Raw genomic sequence first — 20,046 nt, forward strand, 5'->3', positions numbered from 1 at the left:
GGGGACCCTGTGGGAGAGTAGGACGCCGCCGAACAAATTTTAGAGAAAACCCCCGGACCGGGGATACCGGTCCGGGGGTTTTCTGCATTTCAGGACCATTTTCGGGCTTCGATCACTCCGGGCTTCGATCACCCCGGCTTTTCGTTCCCGCCCCCTGCCCCGGCCGTCGTGCCGGGGCGTTCCCGCTCTCCGTCCACAGGTTCTCCGTCTACAGGCGGCCGGCGGCTTTCAGGGCCAGGTAGGCGTCCGCGAGAGCCGGCGCGAGATCGTCCGGAGTCGCGTCGACGACGGTGACCCCGCGACGGCGCAGAGTCTCGGCCGTGCGCCGGCGTCCTGCCTCGGCCTGTGCCGCCGACGCTGCCTCGTACACCGCGTCGACGTCCCCCCGAGCCTTCGCCATGCGCGCCACGTGCGGGTCCGCGACCGATGCCAGCAGGACGGTGTGGCGTTGGGTGAGGCTCGAAAGCACAGGGAGCAGGCCCTCCTCGACGGGGGCCGCGTCGAGGGTCGTCAGCAGCACGATCAAGGAGCGGCGCGGGGCCGTACGCACGGCTGTGGCGGTCAGGCCACGGGCGTCCGTCTCGACGAGTTCAGGTTCGAGCCCGGCCATCACGTTGACCAGGGACGGGAGGACGTCGCCCGCCGAACGGCCCTGGACGAGGGCGCGTACCCGGCGGTCGTAGGCGAGGAGGTCCACACGGTCGCCGGCGCGGGAGGCCAGGGCGGCGAGGAGCAGAGCCGCGTCCATGGAGGCGTCGAGGCGGGGCGCGTCGCCCACACGGCCCGCGGAGGTGCGGCCGGTGTCGAGGACCAGGAGGATGTGGCGGTCACGCTCGGGACGCCAGGTGCGTACGGCGACCGTCGTCCGGCGGGCTGTGGCGCGCCAGTCGATGGAACGGGTGTCGTCACCGGGAACGTACTCGCGCAGACTGTCGAACTCCGTGCCCTCACCACGTGTCAGCACGCTGGTACGGCCGTCGAGTTCACGGAGCCGGGCCAGCTTGGAAGGCAGGTGCTTCCGACTGGTGAAGGGGGGCAGGACACGTACGGTCCAGGGGACTTCGTGGCTGCCCTGACGGGAGAACAGACCGAGGGGGCCGAACGAGCGGATCGTGACGCGGTCGGCCCGGCGGTCGCCGCGGCGCGTGGGGCGCAGACGGGTCGTCAGACGGCGGCGTTCGCCGGCGGGGACCGCGAGTCGGTGGCGGGAGGCCTCGACCTCCGTGCCGGGTTCCCAACTGCTCGGCGGCCAGGCATCCCTGAGGTGCGCGCGCAGGAGGCGGCCGGAGGGATTGGTGACGGTGAGGGTGACGTCCGCGGACTCGCCGAGGCGTACCGAGGTGTCGCCGGAGCGGGCCAGGCCGAGGCGTCGTACGGGAGCCGCGAGGGCGGCGTCGCAGGCACAGGCCAGGGCCAGCGGGACGTTCACGGCGAGGACGCCTGTCCAGCTGGGTCCCCAGATGCCGACGGGGAGTGCGCCCAGGGCCGCCAGGAGAGCGGCGCGTCCGGTGAGTGCCATCAGCGGGGGACGGGGACGTGGGCGAGGATCGCGTTGATGACGGAGTCGGCCGTCACGCCCTCCATCTCGGCCTCGGGGCGGAGTTGCACGCGGTGGCGGAGGGTCGGCAGAGCCAGGGCCTTGACGTCGTCGGGGATGACGTAGTCACGGCCGGTCAGCCAGGCCCAGGCGCGGGCCGTGGCGAGCAGGGCCGTCGCGCCGCGCGGCGAGACGCCGAGGGTGAGCGACGGGGACTGGCGGGTCGCACGGCACAGGTCGACGACGTAGCCGGTGATCTCGGGGGAGACCGCCGTCTTGGCGACCGCGGCGCGGGCGGCTTCGAGGTCGGCGGCGCCGGCGACGGGGCGCAGTCCGGCGGCGCGCAGGTCGCGCGGGTTGAAGCCCTCGGAGTGGCGGGTGAGGACGTCGATCTCGTCCTGGCGGGAGGGCAGCGGGATCGTCAGTTTGAGCAGGAACCGGTCCAGTTGGGCCTCGGGGAGCGGATACGTTCCTTCGTACTCGACCGGGTTCTGGGTCGCGGCGACCAGGAAGGGCTCGGGGAGCGGGCGGGGTGTTCCGTCGACGGTGACCTGGCGTTCCTCCATGGCCTCCAGCAGCGACGACTGGGTCTTGGGAGGGGTGCGGTTGATCTCGTCGGCGAGCAGGAGATTGGTGAAGACCGGGCCGGGCTGGAAGGAGAACTCGGCGGTGCGGGCGTCGTAGACGAGTGAGCCGGTGACATCGCTCGGCATGAGGTCGGGGGTGAACTGGACGCGCTTGGTGTCGAGTTCCAGCGCGGACGCGAGTGCGCGGACGAGCAGCGTCTTGGCCACTCCGGGGACTCCTTCGAGGAGGACGTGTCCGCGGCACAGGAGGGCGACGACGAGGCCGGTCACGGCGGGGTCCTGGCCGACCACGGCTTTGGCGATCTCGGTGCGCAGGGCTTCGAGGGAGGAGCGGGCGGTGTCCGCGTTCCCGGAGTGCCCGGTGTACCCGGCGTTGTCAGTGGTCGGGTCCATCATGAAATGCGTACCTCTCTTTCGAGGGCGTCGAGTTGGTCGGCGAGGGAGACGAGGGCCGCGTCGTCGCGGGGCGGCGGCCCGAAGAGGAGCGGCAGCAGGGCTCCTGAGTCGCCGTCGAAGTGGGCGGCCAGGGCGGGGAGCAGGGTTTCGGGCGCGTGCGCCTGGGCCGGGGGCACACCGATGAGGGGGGCGAGGCGGGTGCGGGTGGCGGAGCGGAGAGCGGCGGACGCGCGGTCGCGGGCGGAGGCCTTGCGGTAGAGGCGGGCGCGGCCTTCGGCGGTCTCGGAGGCGCGGATCGCGACGGGAAGCCGCTCGGGTACCAGGGGGCCCATGCGGCGTGCCCGCCACAGCGCTGCCAGGACGGCCGCGACGAAGAGCTGCAGCGTGCCCCAGAGCCAGCCCGAGGGGATCAGGTCGAGGAAGCTCCGGCTGCCCGTGTCGGTGGCCGAGTCGTCGGAGAGCGAGGGGAGGTACCAGACCAGATGGCCGCGGGAGCCGAGGAGTTGGAGCGCGAGCGAGGCGTTGCCCTGCTCGTCGAGGCGCTCGTTGTAGAGGATGTCGGGGGCGCCGAGCACGACGGTGTCGCCGCCCGCGGAGCGGGCCGGTACGCGCAGGAGCGTGGGCAGTCCGTCGCTCGGGTAGCAGGTGTCGGCGTCCGGGTCCGTGGTGGTGTAGCGGATGCCGCCCGTGTCGGCGCTGCCCGCGCGGTGGGCGGCGGGCAGTTCGCAGCGGGGGGAGAGCACGGAGTCGAAGCTGACCGCGGGGTCGGCGGTGACGCCGGGGGCGAGGGTGCCGATGGAGTACGGTCCGGGGGCGATCAGGACCGTACGGCCGCCGGAGCGTTCCGTCGCCGTGTGCAGGAGGGTCTGCTGACGTCCGGTCAGCAGGTCGGGGGCCGCGATCAGCAGGGTGGTGTCGGGGCCGGCTGCGGAGCGGGCCTCGCCGAGGGTGGTGACCACGCGCGTGGAGACGCCCTGGTCGGCGAGGAGCTGGGCGACGGCCCTGCTGCCGGAAGGGTCCGCGGAGCGCGGGTCGAGGCGGCCGTGCCGGGCTTCCGAGCGGACCGCGGCTATCGCGACGGCGGCCGCCAGCAGCAGGACGAGCGCGAGGACGATTCCGCGCGTGCGGGTCCACACCTGGCGGGCGGTGGGCGAGGCGGAGGTGGAGGCGAGGGCGGCCCCGGTCATGAGGCGGCCCCCTGGTGGCTGTCGTGGGCCGTGTTCCGGTCCGTGCCGTGGGTGGTGTCCGTGAGGACGGGCCTGGTGCGCTCCAGGTCGCGGTCGAGTTCGGTGAGGCGCTGGTACGCGCGCGGGTCGCCGGTGCGGCCGCCGTACGTGATGTCGTCGAAGTCGTGTGCCGCGGCGCGCAGCCGGTCGGTGTGGGAGGGCAGGGAGCGGCTCGCCTCCGCGGCGGCCTCGTCGGCCGTGCGGCCGGGGCGCGGATCGAGCAGGGCGCGTTCCTCCAGGGATCGCACGACGGCGCGCATCCGCTCCTGGACGGCCTGGCTCCAGTGGCCCAGGGCGGCGTGCGCCTCGGCGGCGGCGCGGTGTTCGGCGGCGCTCCTGGGGCGGTCGTCGAAGAGGGCGGCCCGCGAGGAAGGCGTGCGACGGGGGGTGCCCAGGCGCCACCACAGGACGGCCACGATCGCCACGGCCGCGAGGACGATGACGGCGAGCCCGAGCGTTCCGCCGGGTGCCGCGGTCGAAGCGGCGCCGAACAGCCTGCCAACCCAGTCCCAGAAGGCGTTCAGGGCGCGCTGGACCAGGCCGGGGTCGTTCTCGTGGTACATCCGTTTGGACAGTTCGCGCCGGGCCGCCTCCCGGGCGGCCTCGCGCGGTGTCGTCACCGGTGGTGTGCCGCCGCGCGACAGCGCGAGGACCGCTGTCGCACCGGTGTGCGGCCCCGCGAGCACCGCCGTGAGAACTCCCCCCGCCCCGTTCAACGCATCAGCTCCCTGGTGTGGCGCCGGAGGTGCCGGAAACCTCGTCGGCGTAGCCCTGGAGACCGGCGGCCCGTGCCAGGTCGAGGTCGAGGGCTTCGCGGCGGATGCGCCGGTCGATGTACAGGAGCACCGTGACGCCCGCGGTGATCGGGAAGGTGATCATGGATCCGATGACCGCGCCGACGCCGCTGACGATGAGGTAGGTCCAGCCGAGGTCGCCGCCGGAGCTGTCGAGGAAGCCGGTGAAGCCGTCGCCGCTCAGTGCCGCGGCGAGGACGGCGAAGGGGATCACGATGATCGAGGCCACGATGTTGGCGATGATCGTGGCGAGCAGCTGGATGCCGAACACGCGCCACCAGGAGCCGCGTACGAGCTTCGCGGAGCGGCGCATCGACTTCACGATCCCCTGCTTCTCCAGCATCAGGGCGGGAGAGGCGAGCGAGAAGCGGATCATCAGCCAGAGGGCGACGAAGCCCGCGGCGAAGGCGCCGAGGACGGCGAGCGCGATACCGCCGTCCTGCGAGCCGGCCGCCATCGCGAGCAGTCCCGGCATCGCGCCGACGGCCATGATCGCGACGGCGATGAGCGGCAGCAGCAGGGTCAGGCCGAACAGCTTGGCCAGCTGGGGACGGGAGTCCCGCCAGGCCTCGCTCGTGGTCACCGGCTTGCCGATCACGGCGCGGCTGGTCACCGAGGTGAGCAGGGCCGTCGCGACGATGGTGCCGAGCAGGGTGACGAGCAGGACGAGACCGGAGCTGAGCAGGGTGTCGCGCATGGCCCGGCTCAGCTCGCCGAGGCTGGCGCTCGGGTCGTTGAGCGCCTCCGTGGCGGCGCTGTCGTCCAGGACCAAGCCCTGGAGCAGGATGACGGCGACCTGTGTGACGACGGCGACGGCCAGCGAGATGCCGAGGACCGTGCGCCAGTAGCTGCGCATGGTCGAGACGGCGCCGTCCAGGATCTCGCCGACGCCGAGCGGGCGCAGCGGGATCACGCCGGGTCTGGCGGCGGCCGGCTGGTGGCCCCAGCCGCCGCCCCATCCCGTGGGTCCGCCCGGCCCCGGGCCCGTCCAGCCGCCGTGTCCGCCGCTCTGGCCGCCGGGGGGCCGGCCGCCCCAGCCGGGACCGGGTACGGCGGGCGGCGGGGTCCGCTCCGGACCCTGCGCGCCGGGCGCGGACCACTGGCCGGGAGGGGGCTGCTCCTTGGACCACTTCGAAGGCTGCTCGGGCGGGTTCGTTCCGTCCTGGTCAGCGGGCCCCGGGGTGCCGGACGAGTCCGGCTCCTTCGCGCCGGAGGGGGCGGATCCGGGCGACGCCCAGCCCGGAGTGTCGTTCATCGTCGCTCCTTCACGGTGCCCGTCCCGCGGTCGCGGCGGCAGGTTGGCAGCCATCGTGCCACGGCGCGCCCGGCGGGGGGCGGGCCCCCGTATGGGCTGCACACCTTCAATTGTCCGCCGGGTACGGGGCAGACTGGGCGGATGGCCGATCATTACGCGCGACCCCGCGAGGACAGCGGACCCATGGAGATACCTGCGATCCGCTGGCACGAGCCGCCCGAAGGCCCTGTCGTGGTGCTTCTCGACCAGACGCGGCTTCCCGCGGAGGAGGTCGAGCTGGTGTGCACGGACGCGCCGGCCCTGGTGGAGGCGATCCGTACGCTCGCCGTGCGGGGGGCTCCACTGCTCGGGATCGCCGGGGCGTACGGCGTCGCGCTCGCCGCCGTACGCGGCTTCGACGTGGACGAGGCCGCCCTCGCGCTGGCCGGAGCCCGGCCGACCGCCGTGAACCTCGTGGTCGGCGTGCGCAGGGCGCAGGCGGCCCACCGGGCCGCGCTGGCCGCGGGCGGCGACGAGGAGGCGGCCGCGGCCGCGGCGCTGGCCGCGGCGCGGGCGCTGCACCGGCAGGACGCCGAGGCGAGTTCCCGTATGGCCGGGCACGGGCTGGCGCTGCTCGACGAGCTGCTGCCGGGCGGCGGCCATCGCGTGCTCACACACTGCAACACCGGCGCTCTGGTCTCCGGCGGTGAGGGCACCGCGTTCGCCGTGGCGCTCGCCGCGCACCGGGCGGGGCGGCTGCGGCGGCTCTGGGTGGACGAGACGCGGCCCTTGCTGCAGGGCGCCCGGCTGACGGCCTACGAGGCCGCTCGCAGCGGGATGGCGTACACCCTGCTCACGGACAACGCGGCGGGCTCGCTGTTCGCGGCCGGGGAGGTGGACGCGGTGCTGATCGGAGCCGACCGCATCGCGGCCGACGGTTCGGTGGCGAACAAGGTGGGGAGCTATCCGCTCGCGGTGCTGGCCAGGTACCACCATGTGCCGTTCGTCGTGGTGGCGCCGGTGACGACGATCGACCGGGACACGCCCGACGGCGCGTCCATCGAGGTCGAGCAGCGCGCGGGTCATGAAGTGACGGAGATCGCAGCTCCGCGGGTGCCGGTGATGGGTGCGGAGCCGGGAGGAGGTATACCTGTGGCACCCCTGGGGACCCAGGCGTACAACCCGGCGTTCGATGTGACGCCGCCGGAGTTGATCACGGCGATCGTCACCGAAGAGGGCGTTGTTTCGCCCGTGACGGCTGAGGCTCTCGCCGAGCTGTGTGACTTGTCACGCCAGGTAACGATTTAGTTAATGGGATGATGTCGTTTATGAAGGGACGAGTCCTTGTCGTCGATGACGACACCGCACTGGCCGAGATGCTCGGCATCGTGTTGCGTGGTGAAGGTTTTGAGCCGTCTTTCGTAGCCGACGGCGACAAGGCGCTGGCCGCTTTCCGCGACGCCAAGCCCGACCTGGTGCTCCTGGACCTCATGCTGCCCGGACGGGACGGCATCGAGGTGTGCCGCCTGATCAGGGCGGAGTCCGGGGTGCCGATCGTGATGCTCACGGCGAAGAGCGACACCGTCGATGTCGTGGTCGGCCTCGAGTCGGGCGCCGACGACTACATCGTGAAGCCGTTCAAGCCAAAAGAGCTCGTGGCGCGGATCAGGGCGCGGCTGCGCCGTTCGGAGGAACCGGCACCCGAGCAGCTGTCGATCGGCGATCTCGTCATCGACGTCGCCGGTCACTCTGTGAAGCGGGACGGCATGTCGATCGCGCTGACGCCGCTGGAGTTCGACCTGCTGGTCGCTCTGGCGCGCAAGCCGTGGCAGGTGTTCACGCGTGAGGTTCTCCTGGAGCAGGTGTGGGGCTACCGGCACGCGGCGGACACCCGTCTGGTCAACGTGCACGTCCAGCGACTGCGCTCCAAGGTCGAGAAGGACCCGGAGCGACCGGAGATCGTGGTGACCGTCCGCGGCGTGGGATACAAGGCAGGACCGAGCTGACATGTCATGGGACAGTGCCGCTTCGGCGTCCGCTGAGCAGGGGGATCGTTCGGGGCGGCCTGTCGGCCGGAAAATGAAGGGCTCCCGCTGGGAGCGGTTCTTCGAGGGAGGGCTGCTCCAGGGCGGGGTCCAGGGCAGTCCGGTCCTCCGGCTGCTCATACGCTGGGTGCGCCGTCCGCTGCTGCCCGTGATGCGGCTGTGGCGGCGCAACATCCAGCTCAGGATCGTCGCGACGACGCTGCTGATGTCCATGGGCGTCGTCCTGCTCCTCGGCTTCGTCGTGATCGGGCAGGTCCGCAACGGTCTGCTGGACGCCAAGGTGAGGGCCTCGCAGAGCCAGGCCACCGGTGGTTTCTCGGTGGCCAAGCAGAAGGCGGACTCCGCGGCGACGGCGAACGGCGACGACGGCTCGGCCGCGGACGGCCGGTCGAAGAACGTCAGCCAGTGGATGACCGACCTCGTCGTGTCCCTGTCCAGTGGCGGGCAGGGCGCGTTCGACGTGGTCACGCTCAACTCCACCGCCTCGGGCGACGGCAGCGGCGGTCTCGCACCGCGCTACTCGGGCCAGGTCGATCCGACGGTGAGCGTCCCCGAGAACCTGCGTGCCCGGGTCGACAAGAGCACCGCGGCGGCGCAGAGCTACACCCGTGTGGTCTACAAGGACGGCCGGGAGTCCCAGCCGGCGCTGGTCATCGGCAAGCAGGTCAGCGACCCCAACGGGGACGCGTACCAGCTCTACTACCTCTTCCCGCTGACGCAGGAGGAGAAGTCGCTGAGCCTGGTCAAGGGCACGCTCGCAACGGCCGGACTGTTCGTCGTGGTGCTCCTCGGGGCCATCGCCTGGCTCGTGGTGCGCCAGGTCGTCACACCGGTGCGGATGGCGGCCGGGATCGCCGAGCGGCTTTCCGCCGGGCGCCTCCAGGAACGTATGAAGGTCACCGGCGAGGACGACATCGCGCGCCTCGGCGAGGCCTTCAACAAGATGGCGCAGAACCTGCAGCTGAAGATCCAGCAGCTGGAGGACCTCTCGCGGATGCAGCGGCGGTTCGTCTCCGACGTGTCGCACGAACTGCGGACCCCCCTGACCACCGTCCGGATGGCGGCCGACGTCATCCACGACGCGCGCGTGGACTTCGACCCGGTGACCGCGCGGTCGGCCGAGCTTCTCGCCGACCAGCTGGACCGCTTCGAGACGCTTCTCGCCGACCTGCTGGAGATCAGCCGGTTCGACGCGGGCGCGGCGGCGCTGGAGGCCGACGCCATCGACCTTCGGGAAGTCGTACGACGGGTGGTCGGCGGCGCCGAGCCGCTCGCCGAGCGCAAGGGCACGCACATACGCGTCGTCGGCGACCAGCAGCCGCTGATCGCCGAGGCCGACGCCCGCCGGGTCGAGCGGGTACTGCGCAACCTCGTCGTCAACGCCGTGGAGCACGGCGAGGGCAGGGACGTCGTCGTCAAGCTCGCGGCCGCGGGCGGAGCGGTCGCGATCGCGGTCCGCGACTACGGCGTCGGGCTCAAGCCCGGCGAGGCGACCCGGGTGTTCAGCCGCTTCTGGCGGGCCGACCCGGCACGCGCGCGTACCACCGGCGGCACGGGTCTGGGGCTGTCCATCGCCCTGGAGGACGCGCGGCTGCACGGCGGCTGGCTGCAGGCCTGGGGCGAGCCGGGCGGCGGTTCGCAGTTCCGGCTGACCCTGCCGCGGACGGCGGACGAGCCGCTCAGGGGATCGCCGATACCCCTGGAACCCAAGGACTCCCGGCGCAACCGCGGACTCGACGACGCCGGTCTGCCGCATGGCGGCGCGACGAAGCGTGCCACGGTTCCCGTGCAGCAGGCAGGGTCCGCGGCGGACCCGATAGCGCAGCGCGGGGGCATGGCCCCGCGGCTGGCCGGGGTCTCGCCCACGGCCGATCCGACGGCGCTGCCGGGCAACGGCGCCCGCGTGGTGCCCCGGCCCGCCGGGGCGCTGCGCCGCCAGGAGGAGACATCCGGCACCGGCCGGGAACGGACCGCGCAGGAGCGGGGGCGGGACGGCGACACGCCGGAGGAGCTCGGACATGGGGAGGCATTTCGTGGGCGCTGACCGCGGGGGGAACGGCGTCCGCGGACGCCGTTCGGTGAGCGTCGTGGTGTACGCCGGTTGTGGCGTACTGCTGTTGGCGGGGTGCGCCTCGATGCCGGACAGCGGGGATCTGCGCGGGGTGGAGTCCACCCCCCGCCCGGACTCGCAGGTCCGCGTCTACGCCATGCCGCCGCATCCCGGCGCCTCGGCGGCGGAGATCGTGCAGGGCTTCCTGGAAGCGCTGACCAGCGACGACGCCAAGTACGAGACGGCCGGCAAGTACCTCACCGACAGTGCGCGCAAGACGTGGGACCCCTACCGCTCGACGACGGTCCTCGCGGACGCGCCGGAGCCCGTGGGAGCGCCCTCGGGGACCAAGGACGGCAGTCGTGAGGCCCTGTTCCGGCTGAACGGCGGCAAGGTCGCCGCCGTGGACGGCCGGCACGCGTACGGGCCGGACTCCGGCCAGTACAGCGGATCGGTGCACCTGACCAAGCTGAAGAGCAACAAGCAGTGGCGTATCGACGGGCTGCCGCAGGGCGTGGTGATGGGCTCGTCGGACTTCCAGCGCAACTACGTGTCCGTGAACAAGTACTACTACGCGTCGAACGGGACCTCCGGGACGGACCGTCCCCTGGGGACCGTCGCCGACCCGGTCTACGTGCGCGCGCAGGTGGACCCGATGACACAGATCGTGCGCGCGCTCCTGAAGGGGCCCACGCGCTGGCTGGACCCGGTGGTCAGGTCGAGCTTCCCCTCGGGCACGGAACTGAAGAACAGCGACGTGTCGCTGTCGCCCGACGACCGCAACAGCGTCACGGTGCCACTGAACGCGAGGGCCGATCGGGTCGGAAGCTCCCAGTGCCGGCAGATGGCGGCCCAGATCCTCCTCACCCTCCGGGACCTGACTCCCACCGGCGTCGACGAGGTGGAGCTCCAGCGGTCCAACGGCTCGCAGCTGTGCGTGCTGACCAAGGCCAAGGCCGAGAGCGTCGCCTCGCACGGCACGGGCGAGCACCCCGAGTACCAGTACTTCATCGATCACGACCAGCGGCTCGTACGGATGCCCGGCGGCAACCGCGACAAGACGCCCGAGCCGGTGCCCGGTGCGCTGGGCGAGGGCGGCAAGAAGCTGCGGGCGGCCGCGGTGTCGCGGGACGAGGACACCGCCGCCGGAGTGTCGGCCGACGGCCGGAACCTGTACGTCGGGTCGCTGGTGTCGGGCGGTTCGCTCGCCGAGCCGGTGGTGCGCAGCCAGGGCAGGACGGCCGACGACCGGCTGACGACGCCGAGCTGGGACGCGCGGGGCGATCTGTGGGTGGCCGACCGCGACCCGAAGAACCCGAGGCTGCTTCTGCTGGAGAAGGGCGCGGGCGAGCCGATCGTCGTGCAGGCGCCGGGGCTCGACGGGCGCATCGAGGCGGTGCGGGTGGCCGCCGACGGTGTGCGCATCGCGCTGATCGTCGAGAAGGACGGCAAGAGCTCGCTGCAGATCGGACGCATCGAGCGGTCCACGGCCGACGACCCCCACAGCACGTACATCCTGGAGCCCCGTTCCGTCGCACCCCAGCTGGAGGAGGTCACGGCCATGTCCTGGGCCGGGGACAGCCGCCTCGTGGTGGTCGGCAGCGAGGCGGGCGGCGTGCAGCAGATGCAGTACGTCCAGGTCGACGGCTCCACCCCGCTGGGCACCTCGCCCTCCGCGCTGGCCAACGTCAAGGAGATCGCCGCGTCCGAGGACGAGCAGCTGCCTTTGGTGGCGCACTCGGAGACGGACGGGATCGTGCGGCTGTCGGCGGGGGAGCAGTGGCAGAAGGTGGTCAAGGACGGGACGGCGCCGGTCTATCCGGGGTAGCGCCGTGTGCGTCAGGCAGTGGGCTCGTCCGGTCTCCGGGCGGGCCCACCGCCGTTTCGGGAGTTGTCCACAAGCGGTCTTTCCGGGTTTTCCACAGGGGTGGCCGATCGGGCCGGCCGTTGGCACAGTGGTGGCCATGCGGGGGTGGTGGCGGGACCTCACGGATCTGGTGCTGCCGGCCGAGTGCGGAGGCTGCGGCCGGCCTCGCACGGTGCTCTGTCCCGAGTGCCGTGCCGCCCTGACGGGGGCCGCTCCGTGCCGGGTGCGGCCGGTGCCCGAGCCGGCGGGGCTGTCCGTGGTGCACGCGGCGGCTCCCTACGGGGACGAGGTGCGGGCCATGCTCCTCGCCCACAAGGAACGGGGTGCGCTGGCGCTGGCGGCACCCCTGGGTGCGGCCCTCGCGGGGGCTGTGCGGGCGGGTCTGGGGCCGGCGGGGCGTCCTGGTCCCCTTGGTCCGGCGGGGCGGGCCGCGGCTTCGCAGGGGCGGCTGGGGCCCGGGGCGGGGACGGTGCGAGGAGAGCGGGACGGGCGGGACACCCGTGGTGCGGTGGTCCGGGCGAGCGGGGCGGGGCACGGGCCCGTGCTGCTCGTGCCGGTGCCGTCGGCCCGGTGGGCGGTCCGGGCGCGGGGCCACGATCCGGTGCGGCGCATCGCGCTCGCGGCGGCGCGGGAGCTGCGGCGCACGGGAACACCGGCCCGGGTGCTCGGTGTGCTGCGGCAGCGGCGTGCCGTGGCCGACCAGTCGGGGCTGAACTCCCGGCAGCGGGCGGTGAATCTGGCAGGTGCCCTGGAGGTCGCCGCCGGGGGTGAGCGGCTGCTGGGAGAAGGAGGCCGGGTCGTGGTGGTGGACGACCTGATGACGACGGGTGCGTCGCTGGCGGAGGCGGTGCGGGCGGTGCGGGCCGCGCAGTCGGGTGTCCGGGCGCTGCGATGGACGGGTGAGAGGACGGTCGGGACGGAGGTGTACGGGCGAATCGCGGGTAGGGAGCAGGCCGAAGGAACAAGCGGTGGCACGGTCCGTTCGGCCGTGGTCGCGGCACCGCCGGACGCCTTCGAAATAAACCGGAACTGACCGAGAACTTGCATCGTTGCAGGTAATGAGAGGGTCAATTCACCTGAACGGAGGTACGTATCAGTAGAGGGTGACGACATCCGTCCGGGCGAGATATGTTCGGTTGTGAGGCAATGGCGCAGGCCGTACCTCGCGCATCCGAGTGCCGAAGCGTGACTTTCCGGCAATCACCCGCATCGGTGGGGTGGAGATCTTGTCCTTGGGGGAGGAGGAGGTGAAAGTCACCGAGTCCGAGGTTCCGGGGCTCACCGGGACCTGGTGCAAAAGGGAGATGCTCCGCCAGTGGAGCGGGGCTATCCGGGAACGGAGTTCTGCGTGGACATCGTCGTCAAGGGCCGCAAGACCGAGGTGCCCGAGCGGTTCCGCAAGCACGTGGCCGAGAAGCTGAAGCTGGAGAAGATCCAGAAGCTCGATGGCAAGGTGATCAGCCTCGACGTCGAGGTGTCCAAGGAGCCCAACCCCCGACAGGCCGACCGCAGTGACCGGGTGGAGATCACGCTCCACTCCCGCGGACCGGTGATCCGGGCGGAGGCAGCGGCAAGCGACGCGTATGCAGCACTCGACCTGGCCGCGGACAAGCTCGAGGCCCGGCTGCGCAAGCAGCACGACAAGCGCTACACCCGCCGTGGAAACGGCAGGATCTCGGCGGCCGAGGTGGCCGACGTCGTCCCGGGTGCCGCGACCCTGAACGGCAGCGGTGACGTCGTCCGCGACGAGGAGCCGGACGCCGTGCCCACCAAGAAGATCGGCTCTCTCGAGATCATGGGCGAAGGCCCCTGCATCGTCCGCGAGAAGACCCACGTGGCCGCACCGATGACGCTCGACCAGGCGCTCTACGAAATGGAGCTGGTCGGGCACGACTTCTACCTCTTCGTCGACTCCGAGACAAAGGAGCCCAGCGTCGTCTACCGGCGCCACGCGTACGACTACGGGGTCATCCACCTCAGCACGGACCCGATGGTCACCCAGGGTGGAGCGGACGCGCCGAGCGGCGCGCTCGGCGGCTGACACCGTCCCCGGCGACGGATGATCCGGTGCCCCTGGAGCGTGAGTGCGCCCCCAGGGGCACCGGTGTGCGACCCGTTCACGTCCCGCTCCGTCACCCCGCCGCCGTCCGGACATGGAATCATGGCCGCACCGGCCCAACCGGTGGGTCGTTGCCTTGGGTTGGCGATGCCACGGAAACACAGGCCACGGCCTTCAGGGGGAGGAACGATGGCGGACAGCTTCGGACCGATGCGTGCCGGTGATGCCGACGGCGGAGTCGTCGCCTCCGGCCCGGACGACGGCTCCTCGCGCAAGGAGCCGATCAGGGTCCTCGTCGTGGACGACCACGCCCTCTTCCGCCGCGGCCTGGAGATCGTGCTCGCGGCCGAGGAGGACATCCAGGTCGTCGGCGAGGCGGGCGACGGGGCGGAGGCCGTCGACAAGGCCGCCGATCTGCTGCCCGACATCGTGCTGATGGACGTGCGGATGCCCAAGCGCGGCGGTATCGAGGCATGTACCTCCATCAAGGAGGTGGCCCCCAGCGCGAAGATCATCATGCTGACGATCAGTGACGAGGAGGCCGACCTCTACGACGCGATCAAGGCGGGGGCGACCGGGTATCTCCTCAAGGAGATCTCCACGGACGAGGTGGCCACGGCGATCCGCGCGGTGGCCGACGGGCAGTCGCAGATCAGTCCGTCGATGGCCTCGAAACTCCTCACCGAGTTCAAGTCGATGATCCAGCGCACGGACGAGCGCCGGCTGGTGCCCGCGCCGCGGCTCACCGATCGCGAGCTGGAGGTCCTCAAACTGGTGGCCACGGGGATGAACAACCGCGACATCGCCAAGGAACTGTTCATCTCCGAGAACACCGTGAAGAACCACGTGCGCAACATCCTGGAGAAACTGCAGCTGCACTCCCGGATGGAGGCCGTGGTGTACGCGATGCGGGAGAAGATCCTCGAGATCCGCTAGACCGTCGAGGCCTCGCTCCAGGACGCCGCCAGGTCTCGCCCGACGGCATGGCCGGGAGCCACCGGCGAGTTCCGACGGACATCACCCGTACGTCACCCCAGGACGCGGACGAGCTCCGCGGCCAGCGGTCCGCGCAGGTCCGGGTTGTCCACCCGTTCGACCCGTACATCCGTGCAGTCCACCCAGTCCGCCGCCTCCGCCAGGGCCTGAGCCACCGCCGGGACCGCCTTCGGGCCGTCCAGGGTGACCTGCCGGGCGACCAGTGTGCGGCCCTCCCGGGCCGGGTCGACCCGGCCGACGAGCCGGCCGCCGGCCAGCACCGGCATCGCGAAGTAGCCGTGGACCCGCTTCGGCTTGGGCGTGTACGCCTCCAGGCGGTGCGTGAAATCGAAGATCCGCTCCGTGCGCGCCCGCTCCCAGATGAGGGAGTCGAACGGCGACAGGAGCGTCGTACGGTGACGGCCGCGGGGGACGGTCTCCAGCGCCGCCGGGTCCGCCCAGGCGTCTCCGGCCGGTCTTCCGCCCGGGTTCCCCGCGCCGCCCTTCCCGGTCACGGCCCTGCCCCAGCCCTCCACCGTCACGGGGACCAGGCCCGAGTCCGCGATCACCGCGTCGACCTGATCCAGCTTGAGGCGGTGGTAGTCGGCGATGTCCGCGCGGGTGCCGACGCCGAGGGACTGTCCGGCGAGGCGGACGAGACGGCGAAGACACTCCCCGTCGTCCAGCTCGTCGTGGAGCAGCGGCTTCGGGACGGCGCGCTCCGCGAGGTCGTAGACCCGCTTCCAGCCGCGCCGCTCCACACACACCACCTCGCCGTACATCAGCGCGCGTTCGACGGCGACCTTCGTGCCCGACCAGTCCCACCACTCGCTGGTCTTCTTCGCCCCGCCCAAGTCCGTGGCCGTGAGGGGTCCTTCGGCGCGCAACTGCTTGACGACCTGGTCGTAGGCGCCGTCGGGCAGGTCGTGGTTCCAGTGCGGGCGGGCGCGGTAGGCGCGGCGGCGGAACGCGAAGTGGGGCCATTCCTCCACGGGCAGGATGCAGGCCGCGTGGGACCAGTACTCGAAGGCGTGCGGTGCCGCGGGTGTGCCGGCGGGCGGTGCCGACGTCCAGTAGGCCTGCTCGACGGTCTTGCGGCCGACGGCGCCGAGCCGTGCGTACGGAATCAGTTCGTGGGACCGGGCGAGGACGGAGATCGTGTCGAGCTGGACCGCGCCGAGGTGCCGCAGGACCCCGCGGACACCCGCCCTGCGGTCCGGGGCGCCCAGGAAACCCTGCGCCCGCAGGGCGATGCGGCGGGCTTCGTCCGCGGAGAGTTCGGTGGTGGGACGCGGGAGACTCGTCATGCCCACACGTTAGGCGGTGCCACTGACAACCGGGGAGCTCACGGACGGACCGCGGCGGCGCACGGCCGGGCGCGGCCCCGCACCGCCGCGCGGGAGCCGGCGCCCCGGCACGCCGCGGTCGTCACCTGGCCGGCAGGTAGGGCGCCGTCGACGGGAGGCCCAGATCCGAGGGGAGCAGCGAGCCCACCCAGCAGTCCCTGCGCACACCCTTGTTGTTGAGGGCCGAGCGGAGGGTCCCCTCGATGGTGAAGCCGGCGCGTTCGGCGACCGCGCGGGAACCGGCGTTGCCGACCTCGGCGCGCCATTCGACGCGGTCGACGGACAGGGCCGTGAAGGCCCAGCGGGAGGCGGCGACGGTGGCCTCGGCGATGTAGCCGTTGCCGCGGTGCTCCTTGGCCGCCCAGTAGCCCACCTCGCCGACGCCCAGGGAGCGCATGGTGATGGAGAGCATGCCCGCCAGTTCCCCGGAAGGGAGGAAGACACCGAACGTGAAGGCCGAGCCGTCGACCCAGCCCTCGGGCACGATCTGGTCGGTGAAGCCGAACGCGTGCTCGCGCAGATAGGGCGAGGGGATCGTGGTCCAGCGCTGGATGTCGGGATCCTGGGCGGCCGCGAAGACGGCGTCGGTGTCGTCCACGCCCACGGCGCGCAGGACGAGGCGGTCGGTGGTCAGCGTGACGGGGTCCATCGGCCGATTCTGCTCGGGCATGCTGAAGGACGCCATTCCTTTGCCCTGGGTGATTGGTTCGCTACTTTTCGCTGTGCGAACGCGGCACCTTCCGTAACGCCTGTCCGTTGTCCTAGTGGCTGTCACGGGCAGACCTCCCGGCGCGGTGTGGTCCTCGCTTACGATGGCCGTTGCTCAAGCTGTGATTTGAAACTGTCATTCAAACCGACCGTCCCAGGCCCGACCGGCAAGGAGACAAACCCCCGTGTCCGTCCTCTCGAAGATCATGCGTGCAGGCGAAGGCAAGATCCTGCGCAAACTGCACCGCATCGCGGACCAGGTCAACTCCATCGAAGAGGACTTCGTCGACCTCTCCGACGCCGAGCTGAGGGCCCTCACCGATGAGTACAAGCAGCGGTACGCCGACGGCGAGAGCCTCGACGACCTGATGCCCGAGGCCTTCGCGACCGTCCGTGAAGGGGCCAAGCGCGCTCTTGGCCAGCGTCACTACGACGTGCAGATCATGGGTGGCGCGGCGCTCCACCTCGGCTATGTCGCGGAGATGAAGACCGGTGAGGGCAAGACCCTCGTCGGCACCCTGCCCGCGTACCTGAACGCCCTCTCCGGAGCCGGCGTCCACCTCATCACGGTCAACGACTACCTGGCCGAGCGCGACTCCGAAATGATGGGCCGCGTCCACAAGTTCCTCGGTCTCGAGGTCGGCTGCATCCTCGCCAACATGACTCCGGCCCAGCGCCGCGAGCAGTACGCGTGCGACATCACGTACGGCACGAACAACGAGTTCGGCTTCGACTACCTGCGCGACAACATGGCGTGGTCCCAGGACGAGCTCGTCCAGCGCGGCCACAACTTCGCGATCGTCGACGAGGTCGACTCCATCCTCGTCGACGAGGCCCGTACGCCGCTGATCATCTCCGGCCCGGCCGACCAGGCCACCAAGTGGTACGGCGACTTCGCCAAGCTGGTCATCCGCCTGAAGAAGGGCGAGGCCGGCAACCCCCTGAAGGGCATCGAGGAGACCGGCGACTACGAGGTCGACGAGAAGAAGCGCACCGTCGCGATCCACGAGTCCGGCGTCGCCAAGGTCGAGGACTGGCTGGGCATCGACAACCTCTACGAGTCGGTGAACACCCCGCTCGTCGGTTACCTGAACAACGCCATCAAGGCCAAGGAACTGTTCAAGCTGGACAAGGACTACGTCGTCATCGACGGCGAAGTCATGATCGTCGACGAGCACACCGGCCGTATCCTCGCCGGCCGCCGCTACAACGAGGGCATGCACCAGGCGATCGAGGCGAAGGAAGGGGTGGACATCAAGGACGAGAACCAGACGCTCGCCACGATCACCCTCCAGAACTTCTTCCGCCTCTACAAGCGCCACGACCACAACGGCAAGGAAGTGCCCGGTCTCTCCGGCATGACCGGTACGGCGATGACCGAGGCCGCCGAGTTCCACCAGATCTACAAGCTCGGCGTCGTCCCGATCCCGACCAACCGGCCGATGGTCCGCAAGGACCAGTCCGACCTGATCTACCGCACCGAGGTCGCGAAGTTCGAGGCGGTCGTCGACGACATCGTCGAGAAGCACGAGAAGGGCCAGCCGATCCTCGTCGGAACGACGTCGGTCGAGAAGTCCGAGTACCTCTCGCAGCAGCTCTCCAAGCGCGGCGTCCAGCACGAGGTGCTGAACGCCAAGCAGCACGACCGGGAGGCGACGATCGTCGCCCAGGCCGGCCGCAAGGGCGCCGTGACCGTGGCCACGAACATGGCCGGCCGTGGTACGGACATCAAGCTCGGCGGCAACCCCGAGGACCTTGCCGAGGCGGAGCTGCGGCAGCGCGGTCTCGACCCCGAGGAGCACATCGAGGAGTGGGGGCACGCCCTGCCCGCGGCCCTGGAACGGGCCGAGGCGGCGGTGAAGGCCGAGAAGGACGAGGTCCACGACCTCGGCGGGCTCTACGTGCTGGGCACCGAGCGCCACGAGTCGCGGCGTATCGACAACCAGCTGCGCGGCCGCAGCGGCCGTCAGGGCGACCCGGGCGAGTCCCGCTTCTACCTCTCGCTGGGCGACGACCTGATGCGCCTGTTCAAGGCGCAGATGGTCGAGCGCGTGATGTCGATGGCGAACGTCCCGGACGACGTGCCGATCGAGAACAAGATGGTCACGCGTGCCATCGCGTCGGCCCAGTCGCAGGTCGAGCAGCAGAACTTCGAGACCCGCAAGAACGTCCTGAAGTACGACGAGGTGCTCAACCGGCAGCGCGAGGTCATCTACGGCGAGCGCCGCCGCGTCCTGGAGGGCGAGGACCTGCAGGAGCAGATCCGGCACTTCATGGACGACACCATCGACGCCTACATCTCGGCCGAGACCGCCGAGGGCTTCGCCGAGGAGTGGGACCTCGACCGGCTGTGGAGCGCCTTCCGGCAGCTCTACCCGGTGAAGGTCACCGTCGAGGAGATGGAGGAGGAGGCCGGCGACCGTGCCGGTCTGACCGCCGAGTTCATCTCCGAGTCCATCAAGGACGACATCCACGACCAGTACTCGGCCCGCGAGGAGCAGCTCGGCTCCGAGATCATGCGTGAGCTGGAGCGCCGGGTCGTGCTGTCGGTCCTGGACCGCAAGTGGCGTGAGCACCTCTACGAGATGGATTACCTCCAGGAGGGCATCGGCCTGCGTGCGATGGCCCAGAAGGACCCGCTGGTCGAGTACCAGCGCGAGGGCTTCGACATGTTCAGCGCCATGATGGACGGCATCAAGGAGGAGTCCGTCGGCTACCTGTTCAACCTGGAGGTCCAGGTCGAGCAGCAGGTCGAGGAGGTCCTGGTCGAGGACTCCGCGCCGTCCCTGGCCAAGCAGGAGCCGGTCCCCGCGGGCGCGGGGCGCCCCGAGATCCGGGCCAAGGGCCTCGACGCCCCGCAGCGGCCGGACCGGCTGCACTTCTCCGCGCCGACGGTGGACGGCGAGGGCGGCATCGTCGAGGGCGACTTCGCCAGCGACGAGCCCGTGCGGTCCGAGGCGGACGGCCTCACCCGCGCGGAGCGCCGCAAGGCGCAGAAGGGCGGCGTGCGCCGTCGCAAGAAGTGAGTGAGGGTCGCGGGCGGCGGCAGTGGCGCGCCGCCCGCGACCGGTGACACGGGAAGGGCCGGACACCTGGTGTCCGGCCCTTCCCGTGTCCCGGGGGACCGTGTCCCGGGGGACCGTGTCCCGGGGGACCGTGTCCCGGGGGACCGTGTCCCGGGGGACCGTGTCCCGGGGGACCGTGTCCCGGGGGACCGTGTCC

The 20,046-nt window shown here is 71.3% G+C and carries 15 protein-coding genes; 8 read left to right on the forward strand and 7 right to left on the reverse strand.

All coding sequences use genetic code 11. The features are described from left to right. Positions 1–208: 208 nt before the first annotated feature. Genes ACH4S8_RS44040 through ACH4S8_RS44060 form a run of 5 tightly spaced genes read right to left on the reverse strand, consistent with a single transcriptional unit; the run spans position 209 to position 5,795 of the window. Positions 209–1,519, reverse strand: coding sequence for a DUF58 domain-containing protein (locus tag ACH4S8_RS44040; protein WP_398404797.1), 1,311 nt, complete (start codon positions 1,517–1,519; stop codon positions 209–211). Then, positions 1,519–2,517: an AAA family ATPase gene (locus ACH4S8_RS44045; RefSeq protein WP_398404828.1), complete on the reverse strand. Its 999-nt coding sequence runs from the start codon at positions 2,515–2,517 to the stop codon at positions 1,519–1,521. The genes ACH4S8_RS44040 and ACH4S8_RS44045 overlap by 1 nt, the downstream gene beginning before the upstream one ends. Then, positions 2,517–3,707, reverse strand: coding sequence for a DUF4350 domain-containing protein (locus tag ACH4S8_RS44050; protein ID WP_398404799.1), 1,191 nt, complete (start codon positions 3,705–3,707; stop codon positions 2,517–2,519). Before ACH4S8_RS44050 ends, ACH4S8_RS44045 begins: the two co-directional genes overlap by 1 nt. Then, positions 3,704–4,462: a DUF4129 domain-containing protein gene (locus ACH4S8_RS44055; protein ID WP_398404801.1), complete on the reverse strand. Its 759-nt coding sequence runs from the start codon at positions 4,460–4,462 to the stop codon at positions 3,704–3,706. Before ACH4S8_RS44055 ends, ACH4S8_RS44050 begins: the two co-directional genes overlap by 4 nt. 4 nt (positions 4,463–4,466) lie before the next feature. Beyond that, on the reverse strand, positions 4,467–5,795 hold the full coding sequence (locus tag ACH4S8_RS44060) for a glycerophosphoryl diester phosphodiesterase membrane domain-containing protein (RefSeq protein ID WP_398404803.1): 1,329 nt from the start codon (positions 5,793–5,795) through the stop codon (positions 4,467–4,469). Positions 5,796–5,936: 141 nt separating this feature from the next. Between ACH4S8_RS44060 and mtnA the strand changes: the two genes are divergently transcribed. From mtnA to ACH4S8_RS44095, 7 genes are all read left to right on the forward strand, one after another. Then, positions 5,937–7,082: an S-methyl-5-thioribose-1-phosphate isomerase gene (gene mtnA / locus ACH4S8_RS44065; protein ID WP_398404805.1), complete on the forward strand. Its 1,146-nt coding sequence runs from the start codon at positions 5,937–5,939 to the stop codon at positions 7,080–7,082. A gap of 8 nt (positions 7,083–7,090) precedes the next feature. After that, positions 7,091–7,780, forward strand: coding sequence for a two-component system response regulator MtrA (mtrA, locus tag ACH4S8_RS44070; protein WP_209441191.1), 690 nt, complete (start codon positions 7,091–7,093; stop codon positions 7,778–7,780). A gap of 1 nt (position 7,781) precedes the next feature. Then, on the forward strand, positions 7,782–9,863 hold the full coding sequence (gene mtrB, locus ACH4S8_RS44075; protein WP_398404808.1) for an MtrAB system histidine kinase MtrB: 2,082 nt from the start codon (positions 7,782–7,784) through the stop codon (positions 9,861–9,863). Further along, complete coding sequence (locus ACH4S8_RS44080) at positions 9,853–11,697, forward strand: LpqB family beta-propeller domain-containing protein (RefSeq protein ID WP_398404830.1); 1,845 nt, start codon at positions 9,853–9,855, stop codon at positions 11,695–11,697. The genes mtrB and ACH4S8_RS44080 overlap by 11 nt, the downstream gene beginning before the upstream one ends. Before the next feature lie 136 nt (positions 11,698–11,833). Beyond that, positions 11,834–12,769: a ComF family protein gene (locus ACH4S8_RS44085; RefSeq protein WP_398404810.1), complete on the forward strand. Its 936-nt coding sequence runs from the start codon at positions 11,834–11,836 to the stop codon at positions 12,767–12,769. A gap of 315 nt (positions 12,770–13,084) precedes the next feature. After that, positions 13,085–13,777 carry a ribosome hibernation-promoting factor, HPF/YfiA family gene (hpf, locus tag ACH4S8_RS44090; protein ID WP_398404812.1) on the forward strand — a complete coding sequence of 231 codons (693 nt, stop codon included), beginning with the start codon at positions 13,085–13,087 and terminating at the stop codon, positions 13,775–13,777. Positions 13,778–13,984: 207 nt separating this feature from the next. Next, entirely contained in the window at positions 13,985–14,731 is a 747-nt protein-coding gene (locus tag ACH4S8_RS44095; RefSeq protein WP_398404814.1) for a response regulator, read from the forward strand. A 92-nt stretch (positions 14,732–14,823) separates the two neighbouring features. On the opposite strand, the gene ACH4S8_RS44100 is transcribed toward ACH4S8_RS44095, so the two are convergent. Both ACH4S8_RS44100 and ACH4S8_RS44105 read right to left on the reverse strand, forming a co-directional pair. After that, positions 14,824–16,077, reverse strand: a complete 1,254-nt coding sequence (locus ACH4S8_RS44100; RefSeq protein ID WP_398404816.1) for a winged helix-turn-helix domain-containing protein — start codon at positions 16,075–16,077, stop codon at positions 14,824–14,826. A 121-nt stretch (positions 16,078–16,198) separates the two neighbouring features. After that, positions 16,199–16,765 carry a GNAT family N-acetyltransferase gene (locus tag ACH4S8_RS44105; RefSeq protein WP_398404832.1) on the reverse strand — a complete coding sequence of 189 codons (567 nt, stop codon included), beginning with the start codon at positions 16,763–16,765 and terminating at the stop codon, positions 16,199–16,201. Positions 16,766–17,009: 244 nt separating this feature from the next. On the opposite strand from ACH4S8_RS44105, the gene secA reads away from it, so the two are divergent. Then, positions 17,010–19,850: a preprotein translocase subunit SecA gene (gene secA / locus ACH4S8_RS44110; protein WP_398404818.1), complete on the forward strand. Its 2,841-nt coding sequence runs from the start codon at positions 17,010–17,012 to the stop codon at positions 19,848–19,850. Positions 19,851–20,046: the final 196 nt, after the last annotated feature.

It is taken from the genome of Streptomyces sp. NPDC021080 (genome assembly GCF_044333225.1).
Taxonomy (GTDB): domain Bacteria; phylum Actinomycetota; class Actinomycetes; order Streptomycetales; family Streptomycetaceae; genus Streptomyces.

Bases quoted from the DNA above. Each gene is read 5' to 3' on its own strand.
- mtrB (WP_398404808.1), top strand. From the start codon at position 7,782: ATGTCATGGGACAGTGCCGCTTCGGCGTCCGCTGAGCAGGGGGATCGT.
- ACH4S8_RS44105 (WP_398404832.1), bottom strand. From the start codon at position 16,765: ATGGACCCCGTCACGCTGACCACCGACCGCCTCGTCCTGCGCGCCGTG.
- ACH4S8_RS44085 (WP_398404810.1), top strand. From the start codon at position 11,834: ATGCGGGGGTGGTGGCGGGACCTCACGGATCTGGTGCTGCCGGCCGAG.
- mtnA (WP_398404805.1), top strand. From the start codon at position 5,937: ATGGCCGATCATTACGCGCGACCCCGCGAGGACAGCGGACCCATGGAG.
- mtrA (WP_209441191.1), top strand. From the start codon at position 7,091: ATGATGTCGTTTATGAAGGGACGAGTCCTTGTCGTCGATGACGACACC.
- ACH4S8_RS44045 (WP_398404828.1), bottom strand. From the start codon at position 2,517: ATGGACCCGACCACTGACAACGCCGGGTACACCGGGCACTCCGGGAAC.
- ACH4S8_RS44095 (WP_398404814.1), top strand. From the start codon at position 13,985: ATGGCGGACAGCTTCGGACCGATGCGTGCCGGTGATGCCGACGGCGGA.
- ACH4S8_RS44100 (WP_398404816.1), bottom strand. From the start codon at position 16,077: ATGACGAGTCTCCCGCGTCCCACCACCGAACTCTCCGCGGACGAAGCC.
- ACH4S8_RS44040 (WP_398404797.1), bottom strand. From the start codon at position 1,519: ATGGCACTCACCGGACGCGCCGCTCTCCTGGCGGCCCTGGGCGCACTC.
- ACH4S8_RS44050 (WP_398404799.1), bottom strand. From the start codon at position 3,707: ATGACCGGGGCCGCCCTCGCCTCCACCTCCGCCTCGCCCACCGCCCGC.
- ACH4S8_RS44060 (WP_398404803.1), bottom strand. From the start codon at position 5,795: ATGAACGACACTCCGGGCTGGGCGTCGCCCGGATCCGCCCCCTCCGGC.